Here is a 17,516-nt window from a genome sequence, read left to right on the forward strand (position 1 = left end):
TCACACGAGAACGACAAGCATATAAACGACTTGTTCTTACGTGATAAGGTCCTTCGCAAGCTCAGGATGACAGGTCGTAATGGTTAGTCGTCTTCCAGCGAATCAAAATACTCCACAATATGCCATTGCAGCATGCGCTCCTGCTCCTTCAAGTTGGCGAAGGGCACGGGGCGTACCAGGCGGTAGTGCGGCCAGCCGTCTTCGTCCACACGGTCCAGCTCGTAGTAGCCCGAGATACTGAAGACCCGGCAGGTAGCAATGTGCATGAGGTCTTGCTTTTGCTCTTTGGTGAAAGGCCCCGCTCCTTGTCCTAGTTCTTGCACGCCAATGAGCAAGAGCATGGCGTTCAGATCGGGCTTCTTGCCGAAGCGGGCTTTCATCTCATTGCGCAGCTTCAGCCACCGGTATTCGAAATCTTCCTCAGATTCGTGCTCCATCAGGCGTTGGCAGCCTTAGCGGCTTCTTCTTTCAGCACTTCCCAATACTCCACGGCGCGGCGGAAGTGTGGAATCACGATGCTGCCGCCGATGAGGTTGGCGATGGCGAAAACCTCATAAATCTCAGTATCAGTGAGGCCTTCTTCGTGGCACTTGCCTAGGTGGTACTTAATGCAGTCGTCGCAGCGCAGCACCATGGAGCAGGCCAAGCCAATCATTTCCTTGGTCTTCACATCCACGGCACCTTCCTGGTAGGTGTTGGTATCGAGGTTGAAAAAGCGCTTAATAACCTTATTGTCAGCCGCCATGATCTTGTCGTTCATCTGCTGGCGGTAGTCGTTGAATTCGGTAACGAGTGACATATGGTGAAGTGTGAATTTGTGAAGTGGTGAGTTTTTTGAAGATGGAGGATATATAACCCAAAAGTACTTCCAAACTCCCGCACCCATGCTGCTGGCCCCGCTTGCCGACTTCGTTTCTCTGCTTTTTCCGCGTGTGTGCCTAGCCTGCGAGGAGCCCTTGGCGCGGGGTGAAGACCATATTTGCACCGGCTGCCGCGCCCAACTGCCCTACACCGACTACCACCTCTTACCCCCCGCAGAAAACCCATTGGCTCGGCGCTTCTGGGGCAAAGTACCCGTGACACATGCATTTAGTTATCTGCGGTTTCTGCGGCGCGGCCGGGTGCAGCATCTGCTGCACCAGCTCAAATACCGCGGCCAGCGACAGGTAGGCGTGGTGCTAGGTGAGTGGTACGGCGCCGAGCTGCGCCAGCACGGCCTACACGAGGCCTTCGATCTGATTGTGCCCGTGCCGCTGCACGCCCGCAAGCTGGCTCAGCGTGGCTATAACCAATCCGATTGCGTGGCAGAGGGTTTCGCCAATGGCTTGCAGCTCCCGTGGCATGCCCACGCGCTGCGCCGCACCGAGCATACCAGTTCTCAGACCCGCAAAACACGCCTGGAGCGGTGGCAAAACGTGGCTACCGTATTTGAGGTAGCCGCGCCCGAACTACTAGCCAGCCAGCGCGTGCTGCTAATAGACGACGTGCTAACCACCGGCGCGACTCTCGAAGCCTGCGCCGCTGTGTTGCTAGCCGCCGGCGCCAGCAGCGTCAGTATTGCTACCCTGGCTTGCGCCGATAGGTAGGGCCATGCCGATGAGCGCCGTACTTTTGCGGTTTCGCTTGTTACAGCACTATGGCACTTTCTGATCTGACCCTTTATGACCCTTTCGAGGGCATGCGCTTTGGCCCCGAGCAATGCTTCTTGTGCGGCACACCCACCACGCCCCCTACCGACACAGTGCCGGTATTTGCGCCGTGGCTGATGAAACGTTACCAGTTAGCTGATCGACCTATTCGACTGCTCGATCAAAGCATCACTACCTATCAAAACCTTACCATTTCGTGCTGCGCCCGCTGCCGCACTCAGTACGTAGAGCCGTTGGAGACGCAGGTAGCTGAAGCGGCTGCAGCCGGACTGGACGGCCTGCGGGCGTTGCCCGAGAAAACGCTGTTTCTTTGGCTGGGCAAAATGTTCTACGGGGTGCTAGTCACGGAGCTGCTCACGGAGTTGAATCCTCTGATCAAGCCGCGCTACCCGCTGGCCGAAAACGCGCAGATGTTCCGCCGCTTCCAAGCGTATTTTCAGACGCTGCAAGCCCTGCGCGTGCCCATCGAGTTTGATGATTTTGCGCCGGCTTCAGTATTCATCGTAGAAACCGATGCCGCCCAGCCCGCCCTACCCTTCGAGTACGACGATGACCTGACCACCATGGTGTTCAGCATCAAACTTGATAATGCGGTGATTACGAGCTGCCTGGTAGATAACGGTATCATCCGGCAAGCTATGCGGGGTATCTACCAGCAAGCCCAACGGCCGCTACACCCGGCCCAGATTGCTGAGTTTAAAGCGCGCGTATACTACGCAGCCTACCTGTTCAATGTAGTGCCTGATTACTACACGCGTCCCGTGCAAGCCGGCGACGACCACGTGGTGATGGATACCCTGATAGATGATGTGACGGGGCCAGTGTTTAACCCCTGGGACAACAGCGGCTATGGTCAGGCGCTGCTGGAAATGTGGAAGCCGTGGCATATTCCACTGGCCGAAATCATGCAAGATCCGGCGCAGCCACGTAGCTTTCTGTACGATGAGGCGGGCAATCCGCAGTCGGTGGAGGCCGTAGCCGAGTTACTGGCGCAGCGCCCCGAAGATAAAAGCCGACTTAACTAGCCTGCCACTCGGGTAGGGGCGGCGGGGTATCGTCTACCTTTTTGATGGTCACGTCGTCCCACTTGCCGTAGATTTTTTCGTGGCGGCCCACCAGCAGGTCTATGGTGCGGTGCAGGCGCCGGTTCATGGTGTCGTGGATGACGTATACACCGTCCAACTTCGGTGAAATGCCTTTCACCTGTACCGAATCACCGTACTCAAACTTGCCACCCCACTGCTTCAGCATGTCCCGGGAAAGGGCCATCCAGCGTCGTTTACTAGTGTGATGACGAGAGATGCGAGAGTTATCGGCCGTAATGAACGGGTGATTATCCGTTTGGCTTTTTCGGGCAGAGTACACGGTGGCTGTTACTCGGTACGACGCAATGCGCCGCGGGGCGTGGTACGTAAGGGGTTCGGGCCGGGGCAGCAGTAAGGCTACCGGCCGTGGGCTCAGCTGGGCTACCGTAGAGGGTAGGGCCGCCGGTTGCATCACAACACGGGGTGGAAACAAAAACGTGAGCAGGAATAAAGCAATGGACATCAACGTAGCTTTAGTGGACTCTTGCTTAGCCTGAAGAGGATAGGCAGCCGACCAATTTCGGCTAACAGGAAAGGCATTCTGCACTGTAAGGTGCGTGCAATGCCAGTGTTTTCAGAAGAGAATTGGAAGCCTGGATACAGTAGTTGAGCAGGAAAAGAGGCGGTTTTGCTGCTTGTTGCTGACAATAAACAAGGTGTTTATCGCCTGATTGCTGGCAAAGATACAACTATTTATTAATTGAATCCTGTGACGCTGCCTAACAGGCCTTTGTCACAATGCGAGATGAGGACGGTGAATGACATGCTAAAATAGTTAGTAGCAAAGCATCGCCAGCATTTGTTTCCTTCAAGGTGCCATAGTACGAAGCATAGGCCATAGGGTTGCTGAGCAAGGGCAGAAAATTGCCGCAATCCTATCATAACGCCACTTGCTGCGCACCGTATGAAGAGAAATTCCTGCTCTATCAATCTCTCCCCTTCACCTCCATTTTCTGTCTATGCTTTCGTGCTTTCTCATTACCCGCCGCGTAGGTGCGCCGGTTGGAGTATTGGCCATATTGGCCGCTAGTTGCTCTTCTCCTGCCCCCAATGGTACTGCGGCAGAAGATGCTGCTACCCGCGACACTACAGAACTGGTAGGCCGGGCGGCAGCTCCTAAAGGCTCTGCCAACTCCCCGCTACAGATAGTGGCCACTTTCCGTGAGCCCCAAATCGTGGGGGTAGCCGTGTTGCCTGATGGCCGCGTATTTGGAGATTTTCCGCGCTGGGATAATAACCCGATATACCCCATTGCTGAGGTAGGGGCAAATAATACATTAAAGCCGTACCCCGACGCGGCGTGGTGCACCTGGAACGAAACAGTGCGCAACGAGCCGCAAAAGCATTGGATTTGCCCGCAAAGCGTATACGCCGACCGCGCCGGGTCGCTGTGGGTGCTTGATCCAGCCTCACCCGGCCTGAAAGCCACGGTACCCGGCGGCCCGAAGCTGGTAAAAATTGACCCCAAGACCAATACGGTGGTGCAGAACGTTGCCTTCCCCGAGAGCGTGGCTCCGCGTAAGTCCTACCTCAACGATGTGCGCGTAGACACGCAGAAGAATTATGCCTATATCACGGAGTCGGGCGAGGGCAGCTTGGTGGTGGTGGACTTGAGCTCGGGCAAGGCGCGCCGGCTACTGGTGAAGCATCCATCGATGGTGGGCGATACCACGCTGAATATCAAGGCCGATGGTAAGCTACTGGTAGATCCTACTGGTAAACAAGGCCAGTTCAATGCCGATGGTATTGCCCTCAGCCACGACGGTCAGTACCTCTATTGGAAGCCGCTGACCAGCTACGGTCTGTACCGCATTAAAACGGAAGCGCTACGCAACGCCAGCCTAAGCGATGCGCAGCTAGCCGTCCAAATTGAAGACCTAGGCAAGGTCCCCGCCTGCGACGGTATGATTCTAGACGCGCAGAACAACCTGTACCTGACAGCTTTTGAAGACCATTCTATCAAACGTCGTACGCCAGCAGGCAAGATCGAAACCATCGTGCAGGACCCACGCCTGGAATGGCCGGATACGTTTGCATTCTCAGCCGATGGTACCACGTTATACGTCACTAATTCTGCTATTCACAAAACGCCTACCTGGAGCAAAGGCATTGGCCAGCAAGACCAGCCGTATCACATCTTCAAAATGAGATTACCAAAATAAAGACAGCTGGATGCCTGCGTTTTTTAAGGGCCTTTTCCGTCAGGAAAAGGCTTTTTTTTATTACTTATAGCCTATAACCCCGTAAGAAGATATGATCTGTGGCATGAATTCAGGATAATTATTTGGTAGATAGGCTAATTTGAAAATGCGAATATGAGTTTTTGACTTCTATTCAAGTACTTTACTTTTGCTTTCCACTTACATAGCGCCCTTACCTCACCCCCACCTATGGATGCTTACTCCTATATCGCCAATGCACACGGCGAGTATATCGATCAGCTGTACCAGGCGTACAAGCAGAACCCCGATTCGGTAGATTTCGGCTGGCGAAAGTTCTTCGAGGGTTTCGACTTCTCGCAGCAGTATCCCGCCGACGGCGAAACGCCTGTTGCAACCACCGGAACGGCTACTTCTTCCACGCCGCCTGCTCCTGCTGCGCCTAACCTGGAAGCCATTCCTGAGCAACGCCCAGGATACGGTGTGCTGAACACCAGCGCTTCTACCGATAGCGCCGGCGCCTTGCGCAACAGCAATGAGGCTGCTCCGGACAAGGAGACTGCCGTACGCAACCTGATTTACGCCTACCGCAGCCGCGGCCACCTATTGGCCAAAACCAACCCGGTGCGCCAGCGCAAAGACCGCAAAGCTCGCCTCGACTTGGCTACTTTTGGTTTGAGTGAGGCTGATTTGGATACGTCTTTCCGCAACGGCTCTATCTTGGGGCTGGGGGATGCGCCTACCCTGCGCGAAATCATAGCTGGCTTGCAGTCCATCTATACGGGTACGGTGGGCTTCGAATACATGTACATCCGCGACCCGCAGGTACTGGACTGGTTCCGGACCAAGGCGGAGCACGACGCACTGAACTTCAACCCCTCTGCTGACTACAAAAAACGGATTCTGCGCAAGCTGAACGAGGCGGTGGTGTTTGAGAACTTCCTGCATACCAAATTTCTGGGGCAGAAGCGCTTCTCGTTGGAAGGCGGCGAAACGGCTATTCCGGCCCTCGATGCTATCATCGAGAAGGGTGCCGAGCTGGGCGTGCGTGAGGTGGTGATTGGCATGGCGCACCGCGGCCGCTTGAACGTGCTGGCCAACATCATGGGCAAAACTTACGAGCAGATTTTCTCGGAGTTCGAAGGCACCGCCAAGCCTGACCTGACTATGGGCGACGGCGATGTGAAGTATCATATGGGTTACTCGTCGGAGGTAGATACCGAGTCGGGTCACCGCGTGAACCTGAAGCTGGCACCCAACCCCTCACACCTTGAAGCGGTAAACCCCGTGGTAGAAGGCTTAGTGCGCGCCAAGATTGAGCACGAGTACCAGGACGACTATCATAAGATCCTACCCATCCTCATCCACGGCGACGCCGCTTTAGCTGGCCAGGGTATTGGCTATGAGGTAACGCAGATGTCACAGCTGGAAGGCTACAAGACAGGCGGTACCATCCACTTCGTTATCAACAACCAGGTAGGCTTCACGACTGATTTCGAGGACGCTCGTTCGTCTATCTACAGCACCGATCTGGCGAAGATTATCGACGCGCCGGTGATTCACGTAAACGGCGACGACCCCGAAGCAGTGGTATTTGCCGTGCGTCTGGCTACGGAGTACCGCCAGCAGTTCCACGCTGATATCTTCATAGATATGGTGTGCTACCGCCGCCACGGCCACAACGAGTCGGACGAGCCGAAGTTCACGCAGCCTACCCTCTACAACATCATCTCGAAGCACAAAAACCCGCGCGAGATTTATAACGCTCGCTTAGTGGAGCGCGGTGATGTAGATGAAGAACTGGCGAAGCAGATGGACCGTGAGTTCCGTGACCTGCTGCAGGCCCGCCTCGACCAAGTAAAGCAACAGCCCCTACCCTATAAGTATCAGACGCTAGAGAACCAATGGCGCAACCTGCGTCGCGCTACTGCCCAGGACTTCGAGCAGTCGCCGGAAACGGGCGTGAGCGAAGAGACAGTGCAGAAGGTAGGCGAGGCGCTAACGAATTTGCCCGAAGGCTTTAAGCCACTCAAGCAGATTGATAACCTGCTGAAGGAGCGCCGCAAGATGTTCTTCGAAACGCGGCAGCTGAACTGGGCCGCCGGCGAATTGCTGGCCTACGGCTCGTTGCTGGCCGAGAATCACATTGTGCGCGTGAGTGGCCAAGACTGCCAGCGCGGCACGTTCTCCCACCGCCATGCCGTACTACACGACGCCGAAACCTCGGCCCCTTACAATTCGCTCAACCATCTAAAGGGCGACCACGAAAACCTGCGCATCTACAACTCGCTACTGAGTGAGTATGCAGTGCTGGGCTTCGAGTTTGGCTACGCCATGGCTAACCCTACCGCGCTGGTAGTATGGGAAGCCCAGTTCGGTGACTTTGCCAACGGCGCCCAAACGATGATTGACCAATTTGTGGTGTCGTCGGAAAGCAAGTGGCAGCGCATGAACGGCGTAGTAATGCTCCTACCCCACGGCTACGAAGGTCAGGGACCAGAGCACTCCAACGCCCGTCCTGAGCGCTTCCTGCAATTGGCCGCCGAGAACAACATCGTAGTAGCCAATATCACCACGCCTGCTAACTTCTTCCACGCCCTGCGCCGTCAGCTGACCTGGGAGTTCCGCAAGCCCTTGGTAGTCATGTCGCCTAAGTCGATGCTGCGCCACCCGCTGTGTGTGTCGCCGGTGGAGGATTTCACGTCGGGTCGCTTCGAAGAGGTACTCGGTGATGACTACGCTGACGCCAAGAAGGTGAAACGCGTGTTGCTGTGCTCGGGCAAGGTGTACTACGATCTGCTGGAGGAGCAGCAACAGTCGGGTCGTACCGACGTAGCTATCATTCGGATGGAACAGCTGCACCCCTTCCCCAAAAAGCAGCTGGACGCCGAACTGGCGAAGTATCCGAAAGCGAAAATCTACTGGGTACAAGAGGAACCCGAAAATATGGGCTACTGGAACTACCTGCTACGCTTCATGCGCCGTGAGTTGGAAGATGTGGTGGCCCGCAAAGCCTCGGCCTCGCCGGCTACCGGCTACAATAAAGTGCACGTGAAGGAGCAAAAAGATCTGATAGCCAGAGCTTTCGATAAACCTCGTGAGGCCGTAGCCGATGAGAACATCAAGGAAACAGTAGAAGAAGCCAAGAAGGTCGATTAATTCAACTGCCTACCGGGTAGCTAGTATGCAACTGGCAGCCCGGTAGGTAGGCTTATCCCACCAAGCCATAACCCTTAACTCTCCCACCTATGGGTCTGGAAATCAAAATACCCGCCGTTGGCGAATCCATTACGGAAGTAACCATTGCCAAATGGTTGAAAAAAGACGGTGAAGCCGTAAAGCGCGACGAGATTATTGCCGAGCTGGAATCGGACAAAGCCACCTTTGAGCTACCTGCCGAAGCCGATGGCACGTTGAGCATTCAAGTAGCCGAAGGCGAAACGATTGGTATCGGAACAACGATTGCTGAAATCGGTGGGGCTGATGCCCCGGCAGCAGACGCTACCTCAGAAGCTGCAAAACCAACAGAAGCCGCTGCACCTGCCAACGACCCCATCTCCAAAGGCGAGGAAAATCCCACAGCCAGCAACCAGGCCGGCTACGGTGGCACCCCTGAAAATGGCGCGCCGTCTGCCGAGTCTGCTTCGGCAGAGGCTCCCGCTGGTGGTGCCACCGAAATGAAGATTCCGGCAGTGGGCGAGTCCATCACGGAAGTAACCGTATCGAAGTGGTTGAAGCCCGACGGTGCTCAGGTAGAGCGCGACGAGGTAATTGCTGAGTTAGAGTCGGATAAGGCCACGTTTGAGTTGCCCGCCGAAGCGGCAGGCACACTGCGTCACGCCGTAGGCGAGGGCGAAACCATTGCCATTGGCACTATAGTAGCCCGCATCGAAGGTGGCGGTGGTAGCGCGCCAGCCACTCCAGCCGCGGCTCCGGCCGCCGCGCAGGCGGCACCTGCTGCATCACAGCCTGCTACCAGCAACGGAACTACTTCCTACGCCACAGGCACACCTTCGCCGGCTGCTGGCAAGATTCTAGGTGAGAAAGGCATCGACGCTGCCAATGTGCAAGGCACCGGCCGCGACGGCCGCATCACCAAGGAAGATGCTCAGAATGCGCAGGCCAAGCCTGCTGCTCCTGCCCCGCAGGCCGCTCCTGCGCCAGCAGCATCTGCGCCTACCCCAGCTACCACCGAAACCGCCGCTGGCAACCGCAACTCGCGCCGCGAGCGGATGAGCAACCTGCGCAAGACGGTGGCCCGCCGCTTGGTATCAGTGAAGAACGAAACGGCTATGCTCACCACTTTCAACGAGGTGAACATGCAACCCATCATGGACTTGCGCAACAAGTTCAAAGACAAGTTCAAGGAGAAGCACTCGGTGGGCCTCGGCTTCATGTCGTTCTTCACCAAAGCAGTATGTGTAGCCCTGAAAGAGTGGCCTGCTGTGAATGCGCAAATCGACGGCGGTGACATCGTATACAACGATTTCTGCGACATCAGCATTGCAGTATCTGCCCCTAAAGGTCTGGTGGTGCCTGTGATTCGCAACGCAGAGGAGTTGTCGTTCGATGGTATCGAAAAGGAAATTGTGCGCCTCGCTGGCCTAGCTCGCGACAACAAGCTGACCATCGAGCAGATGACCGGTGGCACGTTCACCATCACCAACGGCGGTGTATTCGGCTCTATGATGAGCACGCCCATTATCAACGCGCCGCAGTCGGCCATTCTGGGTATGCACAACATTATTCAGCGTCCTGTAGCCGAAAACGGACAAGTAGTGATTCGTCCCATGATGTACCTGGCGCTGAGCTACGACCACCGCATCATCGACGGCCGCGAGTCGGTATCGTTCCTGGTGCGCGTAAAGGAGCTACTCGAAGACCCCACGCGCTTGCTGCTGGGAGTGTAGGGTAGGAAGCGCTGTAACAAAACGGCCCCGCATCTAATAGGTGCGGGGCCGTTTCATTTATAATGAAAAGACTAAAGCAAACTAGGCACGCGATGCCATGCTCATCATTTTCAGTTTGGCTTCCTCCGCTTTTGAGCCGGAAAAATGTTCGGCTACTGTACCATAGAATAAATTCACCCAACGCTGAAAATGCGGGCTAGTGACGGGTAGAACCAAATTGTGAGGAATAGCTTCACTGTTAACATCCGTTCTGCCACTCAGCAACGTGCTGCTCCAGTACTGATACATGGAGGTAAGGTGGTAGGGCCAGTGAATGCGTGCCATGGCGTTGAAAGCCGGGGCTAGTACCTCATCATTGTAGAGGTGCTGGCAAAACGAGTCGACCAGGGTCTTGATGTCCCCTTCCGTACGGATGTCGGGCAAAGTGGTAGTAGCCATAGCTTTCAGGGAAGGTTAATTATGGATGATTGTACTTCTGAGATACGTGATTAAGAGGCGGAAGTTGCGGTATCGAAGATACAAATGATTTGACTTAAAAGTTATATATATTATTAATAAAGTTTTATTGATGAAATTATCTGTAAAGTTAAACTCGTTGGGTAATTGTTTGCTCAACAGTTTATTATAGATATAAGTCCCTTTTTGTGGCTGCAAGCAACCGAGGTAGGTTTCTATTTTCTCGTAGTACTACTTTATCCAGTCTCACGTGCCTTTTTCTGTTCCTTTCTAAACGGAGCATCTTAGGCTAGGCAGTGACAGTTTTCGAGTGTAATTATTGAGCCTAAAACAGGGAAACGTAAACTGTATACTGCACAAACGACAAGTGTAGGAAAAGGGCCTGTTATACCATTGATGCGCGGAAACTAGCTTTCTGCCTACCTTGCTCCTATGCGTCCCTTCCTAAGTGTTCTAATAATTGCTGCCCTAGGTCTGTCCGGCTCGGCATCGGCCCAGCTATTGCAACCCAAGCCCTCGGCTTTTACTCGTGCCGATTCTCTGCGCGGCAACATCGACAGCCCCCTGCGCACCTGCTACGACCTGAACTACTACCACCTCGACGTGCGCGTAGACCCCGCCAAACGTTTCCTGAGCGGTAGCAACCTGTTTCGGTTTACGGCCACGCGTGACTTCACGCGTCTGCAATTCGATCTGTTTGCCAACCTGGCGGTGGAGAAAGTAGAGTATAAAGGCAAGGTGGTGCCATTCACGCGCGAGGCAAATGCAGTGTTTGTCACCTTTCCGCAGCCTATCAAGCAGGGTAGCCGGGAAGAGTTTACAGTATACTACTCTGGACAACCTACTGTGGCCGAGCATGCGCCTTGGGATGGCGGCCTGGTATACGCACAGGATGCCGCCGGCAAACCCTGGGTAGCCTCGGCTTGCCAAGGGGTAGGGGCTAGTATCTGGTGGCCTACTAAAGACCAGCAGGCTGATGAGGTAGATAGCATGCTCATTAGCGTGACGGTGCCGAAGGGGCTAAAAGACATATCCAACGGCCGCCTGCGCAAAGTCACTACCCTAAAGGACGGCGCTACCCGCTTCGACTGGGCCGTGCGCAACCCCATCAACAACTACGATGTGGCCCTGAATGTGGGCGACTTCCAGCACTTCGGCGACACCTACCAGGGTGAGAAGGGCAAGCTGACGCTCGATTATTGGGTGCTGCCCGAAAACCTAACAAAGGCTAAAAAACAGTTTGCGGCCAATGTCAAGCCCATGCTGAAATCGATGGAAAGCTGGTTTGGCCCCTACCCTTTCTACGAAGACGGATATAAGCTCGTCGATGCGCCGCACCTGGGTATGGAGCACCAGAGCGCCGTGGCTTATGGCAACAAATACCTCAACGGCTACCTTGGCCAAGACCGCTCGGGTACGGGCTGGGGAAGCAAGTGGGATTTTATCATCATCCACGAAAGTGGGCACGAGTGGTTCGGCAACAACATCACCACCAAGGACATTGCCGACATGTGGGTGCACGAGTCATTCACTACCTATTCTGAGTCATTGTTTGTGGAAAGCCTGTTTGGCAAGCAAGCGGGGCAGGAATACCTGCATGGCCAGCGCCGCAACATTCAGAACGACAAGCCCATTATCGGTCCCTATGGTGTGAATACGGAAGGCTCCAGCGACATGTATGATAAGGGCGCCAACATGCTGAACATGCTGCGTACCATCCTCAACGATGACGCCAAATGGCGGCAATTGCTGCGTGGTTTGGGGCAGACGTTTTATCACCAAACCGTTACGACTCCACAAATCGTCAGTTATTTCAATCAGCAAATGGGCCGCGACCTCACGCCCGTTTTTGACCAATACCTGCGCCACGCCACCTTACCTGTGCTGGAACTGCGGATGACCGAAAATCAACTGTTGGCTCGCTGGATTGCCGATGCCCCTGATTTTACTATGCCTGTGCGAATCCGTACCAAGGGTAGTGAGTACCAATTCATCACGCCTACTACCCGTATGCAACCCGTGGCCCTACCCGGCGCCACCCGCGACAACCTAGAGGTAGACACATTCAATCACTATGTAGGCGTGCTGATCGAATAAGGGAAAAGTAGTAGGATGCTTTCTATTGATTATGAAATAGTTACATGGGTGGTATCATTTTAGCTGTTTAGCTTCTGCGGATAGCCCTGGTACGGGCGATGTATGAAGTTTTGCACAACGTGATTTCCTATGGCAGCACCCTATAAAACAGCTCCTACCAGCTGTCAGAATTGCCCGTATCTGAGTCAGTCCTTAATGGGCACGTGCCAGAAGGAAGAGCTGGAATTAATTTCTACCAGCAAAATATCACAGTGCTATAAGAAGGGCCAGACTATTTTTCAGACTAATAATCGTTTGTCTGGTCTGTACTGCATTCATCAGGGTAAGGTGAAAGTGTCTCGCATCAGCAGCGACGGCAAGGAACAGATTATGCGTCTGGCACAGGAGGGCGATGCTTTGGGCTACCGTTCTCTGATGGTCGGAAACGTGGCCACTACTTCCGCCATTGCCCTCAACGACTGTGTAGTTTGCCTTATCCCACGGCCCGATTTTTTCAGCGTTATCAAGCAAAATTCGCAGTTCTCAGCGGCGCTCACTACGTTGTTAGCCAAAGACTTGGGTAGGTTGGAAGAACGAATGATGCATGCCGCGTTCAAGCCTGTACGTGGTCGACTGGCCGAGGCATTACTACTGCTATACGAGCTGTTTCGGCCTGCTACCGACACGCGTTTCAGTATTCCCATCACGCGCGAAGACTTGGCTGCCCTAACGAGTACTGCCAAAGAAACGGCTAGCCGGCTCCTGTCGGAATTTAGAGAAGAAGGTCTAGTAGCAACCCGGGGTAGCCGCATCACCGTGTTGAACTTGGAAAAGCTCATGCACCTATCTTCACTCTACGAATAAGAATATTTTTTAATTTTTCTGATTTCACGAAACTATATCCCGTTTCTTCTCGTAAGTGTCCCCGGTAAACATAGTTGCCGGGGATTTTTTGTCTAAAGGAGTAGGCAAATAGTGGAGTTCTGACACCTTTTTCCCATATTGGTGTCCCATAATCGAACGGGCGGGAAAAAGATGATAACAATCATTTCTTAAGCTGATAACTATCATTTTTTAGGCAACAGAATCGGGGGAGTTTTGTAGAGCAAGTCAGTCTGCTTTTTTGGTGTTCAACATCATACAGACAGTTCTTCGGCTACTTTCCTTCTGCTTCTGATTATCAGCAACTAGGCCAACGCGTGGGCCTGATCAGGATGTTCGAACTAGGGTGGAGGTTGACCGAAGTGGATTGTTTCCCTTCCCCTCTTATCCGTTTGTTTCAATGGCTTACTCAGTCAATAATCCCGCAGGAAAAGTAATACAAGACGTTATCGATGATTTGCCCTCCCTACTGGCCGTAGCCGTGGTGGACGTAAACTCGGGTATGAGCTTGGCCTCGCACTCCAACGTGCAAAACATCAACCCCGATACGGCCGCCGCTTATAATACGGAGGTGGTGAAGCAGAAGCAGAAGGCTATGGCTGCGCTGAAGCTGAACGGTGAGAAAATAGAAGATATTCTCATCTCCCTCACCAACCAGTTGCACTTGCTGAAGCTGACAGAAGCCGGCAATAAGTTTATCTACTTGGTTGTAAACGCCCGCGACACCAACCTAGCTATTGCCCGCGAAGTACTACGCCAGCACGCCGCACAGCTCAATTAGTTTTCCTCCTCCTGCTGGCGGCATGGGAAGCGCACAGCCACGTATGTGCTCAGACCAACTCTTCAGCTGCGATAAGCCAGCAGTGACCTGTGTACAAGTTGTTCGTATATAGAACGACAACACAGTGAGTTTTCGCAGGCCATCATGCAAATTCCTTTCCTTAATCGTCTTCAGTCTCTTTCCGGCGCAACCATCAACAAAGTAGTACCGGCCGGCAACAACCCAGAGCACCAGGAAGCCGCCCAGATACTGCAGCGCGTACTGGAAGGCCTACCCGAACTGGTAGCGGCGGCCGTGGTGCAGATAGAAACGGGCCAGGCCATGGCAACCTACATGACCTCCCGGGACTTCAATCCCACCAAGGTTGCAGGGTACAACGCATCGTTGGTGCGCGAGCAGTATAAAGTATTGACTGCTTTGCAACCTGGCTCTGACGAACAACTGGAGGAAATCGTGATTACCCTGCCTACTCAGTTGCACTTGCTGCGCATACTAACCAATCAGCAACAGTTTCTCTACGTGGCTGTCGAAAGCCGCGACACCAACCTGGGTATTGCCCGCGAGGTTATGCGTTCCTGCGAGTAATAGCCCCTCCGCCTACACCTTTATTCTATTTCTTATCCTTTTTCTAACGATTTCAATTTCCCTATTTCTCACCCTAATACATTTTATGGTATGAAACTTACCGCATCTCCCTTCGACCCCCAAACCGGTGAGCTGCTGCCGGTATATCGGGATGCTTATCTGAACGGCGACCTGAGCCGCTCTTCTGCCCGGGCCGTAGAAAACTATCTGCGTCGGGATGCCGACGTGGCGCACGATACCATTACGCGTTGGCAGGAACTGCAAGCCACCGACGAGGTGGAAGTTGCCCCTACCTGGGTACAAAAACAGATTCAATACATCCGGGCCGAGCCCGTACGTTTCCGGCGCCGTGCCACCTCTATGGTAGCTTCCGCCGTGCTAGTAGGCTCCATGGTGTTTGCCGGTACCAGCTTACCCGGTGTACGCACCAGCAACTCTACCTTTTCGGCTGTGAATGAAACAGCTACCGCCGGAGCCACTGCCGAGGCGCTGGCCAGCAACACTGCTTCTATGGCGGCCGCAGCATCGTCCAAGCGGATGATTATGGTACAGGGCCGTATCCTGAACGAAAACGGCAAGCCCCTACCCGGTGCTACCGTGATGCAGCCTGGCAGCCGCCAGATTGCCGTTACCAATGCCGCTGGCGAATATGTGCTGCACGTGCCAGTCGGCACCAGCTCGCTGAAATATGGCTACGGTGGCTACCAGGACGAAGAGATAAAAGTATCCGACGCCAGCGCCGACGTAACGCTGCTACCCAGCGAGAAAACCAAGCGCCACTGGTGGTCTTTCTAAGCGCTGCCCAACGTCAATTCTGCGGGAGCTAGTAGTATCTTGTTCGAGTGAAACCCAAGAATTACCGCAGAAAAGCTTCCCGTCAATCCGGGCTATCGAAAATAAACAAACTAGCTGCTCCGCCTGATTTTCTGGCGGAGCAGTTAGTGCATCAGGTCCTGGCGGCCTTGCCATCATTGCGGTTAGCAGCCGTGGCTGACATAGCCGATGGCCGTTGCCGGGCTGGCTGGTCAGGTCTCGACGATGTTGTGCCACAGGTAGCTGCTTCGCATGGTGCTACCCTGTTTCGGTACCAACAATTGGCCGTGCACCACTTAGAGGAGGAAGCAGTGGAAGAAATTTCTTTTCTGCTAACCACACAATTACACTTGGTGCGAATGCTACCCGGTCGGCAACAATTTTTATATCTGGTAGGAGAAAAAGATTCTATTAACCTGGGCCTCGTGCGCGAACAACTGCGCGGGCAATTACAGCCATCGGTGTTGTCGAATTGATAGGCTCTATTCAACTACTGATTATAGTTAAGCGCCTCTCCCACCAACGGGAGAGGCGCTTGTATTAGGAGGGCCTACTTCAAGTGCAACAATTATCAACTGACTGTAAATGATAGCGGCTTGCCCTACCCTGCGCAATTGGTGCGTTTCCGGTAGGCAGCTGTTTCTGCCTCCGGTTTCTTCCGTACCTTCGCCTCTGTTGACTACCAACGAATTCACCGCATCATGAATCAATACGACGTTACCGTTATCGGCTCCGGACCGGGGGGCTACGTGGCTGCCATCCGTTGCGCTCAGCTAGGGATGAAAACCGCCCTCATCGAGAAGTACCCTACCCTAGGCGGTACCTGCCTGAACGTGGGCTGTATTCCCAGCAAAGCCCTGCTCGATTCGACGGAACATTACCACAATGCCCATACCACCTTCAAGGAACATGGTATTGAGCTGAGTGACTTGCAGATCAACATGAACCAGTTGATTGACCGCAAGAACGGCGTGGTGAAAGCCAACACCGACGGCATTCAGTTCCTGATGAAGAAGAACAAAATCGACGTTATAAAGGGCGTCGGTTCATTTGTCGACAAAACCCACATCAAGATTACGCCGACGGAAGGCGGCGAGGAGCAGCAGATTGAAACCAAAAAGGTGATTATTGCCTCGGGTTCCAAGCCTACCGTCCTACCCTTCATCAAGCAGGATAAGCAACGCATCATCACCAGCACCGAGGCCCTGAACATCCGCGAGGTGCCCAAGCACATGATTGTGATTGGCGGCGGCGTAATCGGGCTGGAAATGGCTTCTGTATATGCTCGTCTGGGTGCCAAAGTATCGGTAGTAGAGTTCCTAGACTCGCTGATTCCGACCATGGACCGCGCCCTCGGCAAGGAGCTGAAGCGTATCCTGGGCAAAATTGGCATCGAGTTCTACCTCAGCCACAAAGTAACCGGCGCTACCCGCGAGGGCGACGCCGTGACCGTAACTGCCACCAACCCCAAGGGTGAGGAAATTAAGCTGGAAGGCGACTATTGCCTGGTAGCCGTGGGCCGTGCACCCTACACCGAGGGCCTGAACCTGGAAGCCGCTGGCGTGCAACTTGAGGAACGCGGCCGCATTAAGGTAGATGAGCACATGCAAACCACCACGCCCGGCATCTACGCCATCGGCGACGTGGTGCGCGGTGCTATGCTAGCCCACAAGGCCGAGGAAGAAGGCGTGTTCGTGGCCGAAACCATGGCCGGCCAGAAGCCTCACGTCAACTACCTTCTCATTCCGGGGGTAGTATATACCTGGCCCGAAGTGGCTGGGGTAGGCTATACGGAGGAGCAACTAAAGGAGCAGGGCAAGGCCTACAAAACCGGCAATTTCCCCTTCCGTGCCTCGGGCCGCGCCCGTGCCTCCATGGACCTCGACGGCTTCGTGAAAGTGCTGGCCGACAAGGAAACCGACGAAATCCTGGGTGTGCACATGATTGGCCCCCGCATCGCCGACCTGATTGCCGAAGCCGTAACGGCCATGGAGTTCCGCGCCTCCGCCGAAGACGTAGCCCGCATGAGCCACGCCCACCCCACCTACGCCGAAGCCATGAAGGAAGCCTGCCTAGCTGCTACGGAGAACCGGGCTATCCACATGTAATCCTGCGCTTGC

Annotated in this window: 16 protein-coding genes; 12 read left to right on the forward strand and 4 right to left on the reverse strand. The window is 54.3% G+C overall.

From position 1 onward, the window contains the following. Positions 1-83 precede the first annotated feature (83 nt). Together MUN82_RS18220 and MUN82_RS18225 are read right to left on the reverse strand one after the other, a co-directional pair. Positions 84-437: a hypothetical protein gene (locus MUN82_RS18220; RefSeq protein WP_245092723.1), complete on the reverse strand. Its 354-nt coding sequence runs from the start codon at positions 435-437 to the stop codon at positions 84-86. Next, positions 437-799 (reverse strand): carboxymuconolactone decarboxylase family protein, encoded by a 363-nt coding sequence (locus tag MUN82_RS18225; protein ID WP_245092725.1) that lies wholly within the window; start codon positions 797-799, stop codon positions 437-439. Before MUN82_RS18225 ends, MUN82_RS18220 begins: the two co-directional genes overlap by 1 nt. 85 nt (positions 800-884) lie before the next feature. Between MUN82_RS18225 and MUN82_RS18230 the strand changes: the two genes are divergently transcribed. Together MUN82_RS18230 and MUN82_RS18235 are read left to right on the forward strand one after the other, a co-directional pair. Beyond that, positions 885-1,586, forward strand: a complete 702-nt coding sequence (locus tag MUN82_RS18230) for a ComF family protein (protein ID WP_245092727.1) — start codon at positions 885-887, stop codon at positions 1,584-1,586. Positions 1,587-1,636: 50 nt separating this feature from the next. After that, a complete protein-coding gene (locus MUN82_RS18235) occupies positions 1,637-2,674 on the forward strand; it encodes a hypothetical protein (RefSeq protein ID WP_245092728.1) in 1,038 nt (345 codons plus the stop codon). Here the strand turns inward: MUN82_RS18235 and MUN82_RS18240 are convergent. Beyond that, entirely contained in the window at positions 2,667-3,197 is a 531-nt protein-coding gene (locus tag MUN82_RS18240; protein ID WP_245092729.1) for an RlpA-like double-psi beta-barrel domain-containing protein, read from the reverse strand. The genes MUN82_RS18235 and MUN82_RS18240 overlap by 8 nt on opposite strands. A gap of 496 nt (positions 3,198-3,693) precedes the next feature. On the opposite strand from MUN82_RS18240, the gene MUN82_RS18245 reads away from it, so the two are divergent. From MUN82_RS18245 to odhB, 3 genes are all read left to right on the forward strand, one after another. Continuing rightward, a complete protein-coding gene (locus tag MUN82_RS18245) occupies positions 3,694-4,896 on the forward strand; it encodes an SMP-30/gluconolactonase/LRE family protein (RefSeq protein ID WP_245092730.1) in 1,203 nt (400 codons plus the stop codon). A gap of 228 nt (positions 4,897-5,124) precedes the next feature. Beyond that, positions 5,125-8,052 carry a 2-oxoglutarate dehydrogenase E1 component gene (locus MUN82_RS18250; RefSeq protein ID WP_245092731.1) on the forward strand — a complete coding sequence of 976 codons (2,928 nt, stop codon included), beginning with the start codon at positions 5,125-5,127 and terminating at the stop codon, positions 8,050-8,052. Positions 8,053-8,141: 89 nt separating this feature from the next. After that, a complete protein-coding gene (gene odhB, locus MUN82_RS18255) occupies positions 8,142-9,803 on the forward strand; it encodes a 2-oxoglutarate dehydrogenase complex dihydrolipoyllysine-residue succinyltransferase (RefSeq protein WP_245092732.1) in 1,662 nt (553 codons plus the stop codon). 81 nt (positions 9,804-9,884) lie between these two features. On the opposite strand, the gene MUN82_RS18260 is transcribed toward odhB, so the two are convergent. Further along, on the reverse strand, positions 9,885-10,241 hold the full coding sequence (locus tag MUN82_RS18260; RefSeq protein WP_245092733.1) for a group III truncated hemoglobin: 357 nt from the start codon (positions 10,239-10,241) through the stop codon (positions 9,885-9,887). Positions 10,242-10,691: 450 nt separating this feature from the next. Between MUN82_RS18260 and MUN82_RS18265 the strand changes: the two genes are divergently transcribed. The 7 genes from MUN82_RS18265 (at position 10,692) to lpdA (ending at position 17,504) form a co-directional block, all read left to right on the forward strand. After that, on the forward strand, positions 10,692-12,356 hold the full coding sequence (locus MUN82_RS18265; RefSeq protein ID WP_245092734.1) for a M1 family metallopeptidase: 1,665 nt from the start codon (positions 10,692-10,694) through the stop codon (positions 12,354-12,356). 129 nt (positions 12,357-12,485) lie between these two features. Next, the gene (locus MUN82_RS18270) at positions 12,486-13,199 is read left to right on the forward strand and encodes a Crp/Fnr family transcriptional regulator (RefSeq protein WP_245092736.1); all 714 of its coding nucleotides are present in this window, start codon (positions 12,486-12,488) and stop codon (positions 13,197-13,199) included. A gap of 418 nt (positions 13,200-13,617) precedes the next feature. Next, positions 13,618-13,998, forward strand: coding sequence for a hypothetical protein (locus MUN82_RS18275; RefSeq protein ID WP_245092738.1), 381 nt, complete (start codon positions 13,618-13,620; stop codon positions 13,996-13,998). A 144-nt stretch (positions 13,999-14,142) separates the two neighbouring features. After that, the gene (locus MUN82_RS18280) at positions 14,143-14,583 is read left to right on the forward strand and encodes a hypothetical protein (protein WP_245092740.1); all 441 of its coding nucleotides are present in this window, start codon (positions 14,143-14,145) and stop codon (positions 14,581-14,583) included. 90 nt (positions 14,584-14,673) lie between these two features. Continuing rightward, a complete protein-coding gene (locus MUN82_RS18285; RefSeq protein WP_245092742.1) occupies positions 14,674-15,378 on the forward strand; it encodes a carboxypeptidase-like regulatory domain-containing protein in 705 nt (234 codons plus the stop codon). Between the two features lie 191 nt (positions 15,379-15,569). Then, a complete protein-coding gene (locus MUN82_RS18290; protein ID WP_245092744.1) occupies positions 15,570-15,872 on the forward strand; it encodes a hypothetical protein in 303 nt (100 codons plus the stop codon). Between the two features lie 225 nt (positions 15,873-16,097). Next, the gene (lpdA, locus tag MUN82_RS18295; protein ID WP_245092745.1) at positions 16,098-17,504 is read left to right on the forward strand and encodes a dihydrolipoyl dehydrogenase; all 1,407 of its coding nucleotides are present in this window, start codon (positions 16,098-16,100) and stop codon (positions 17,502-17,504) included. The last annotated feature ends 12 nt before the right edge of the window (positions 17,505-17,516 follow it).

Source organism: Hymenobacter aerilatus (assembly GCF_022921095.1).
Taxonomy (GTDB): Bacteria; Bacteroidota; Bacteroidia; order Cytophagales; family Hymenobacteraceae; genus Hymenobacter; species Hymenobacter aerilatus.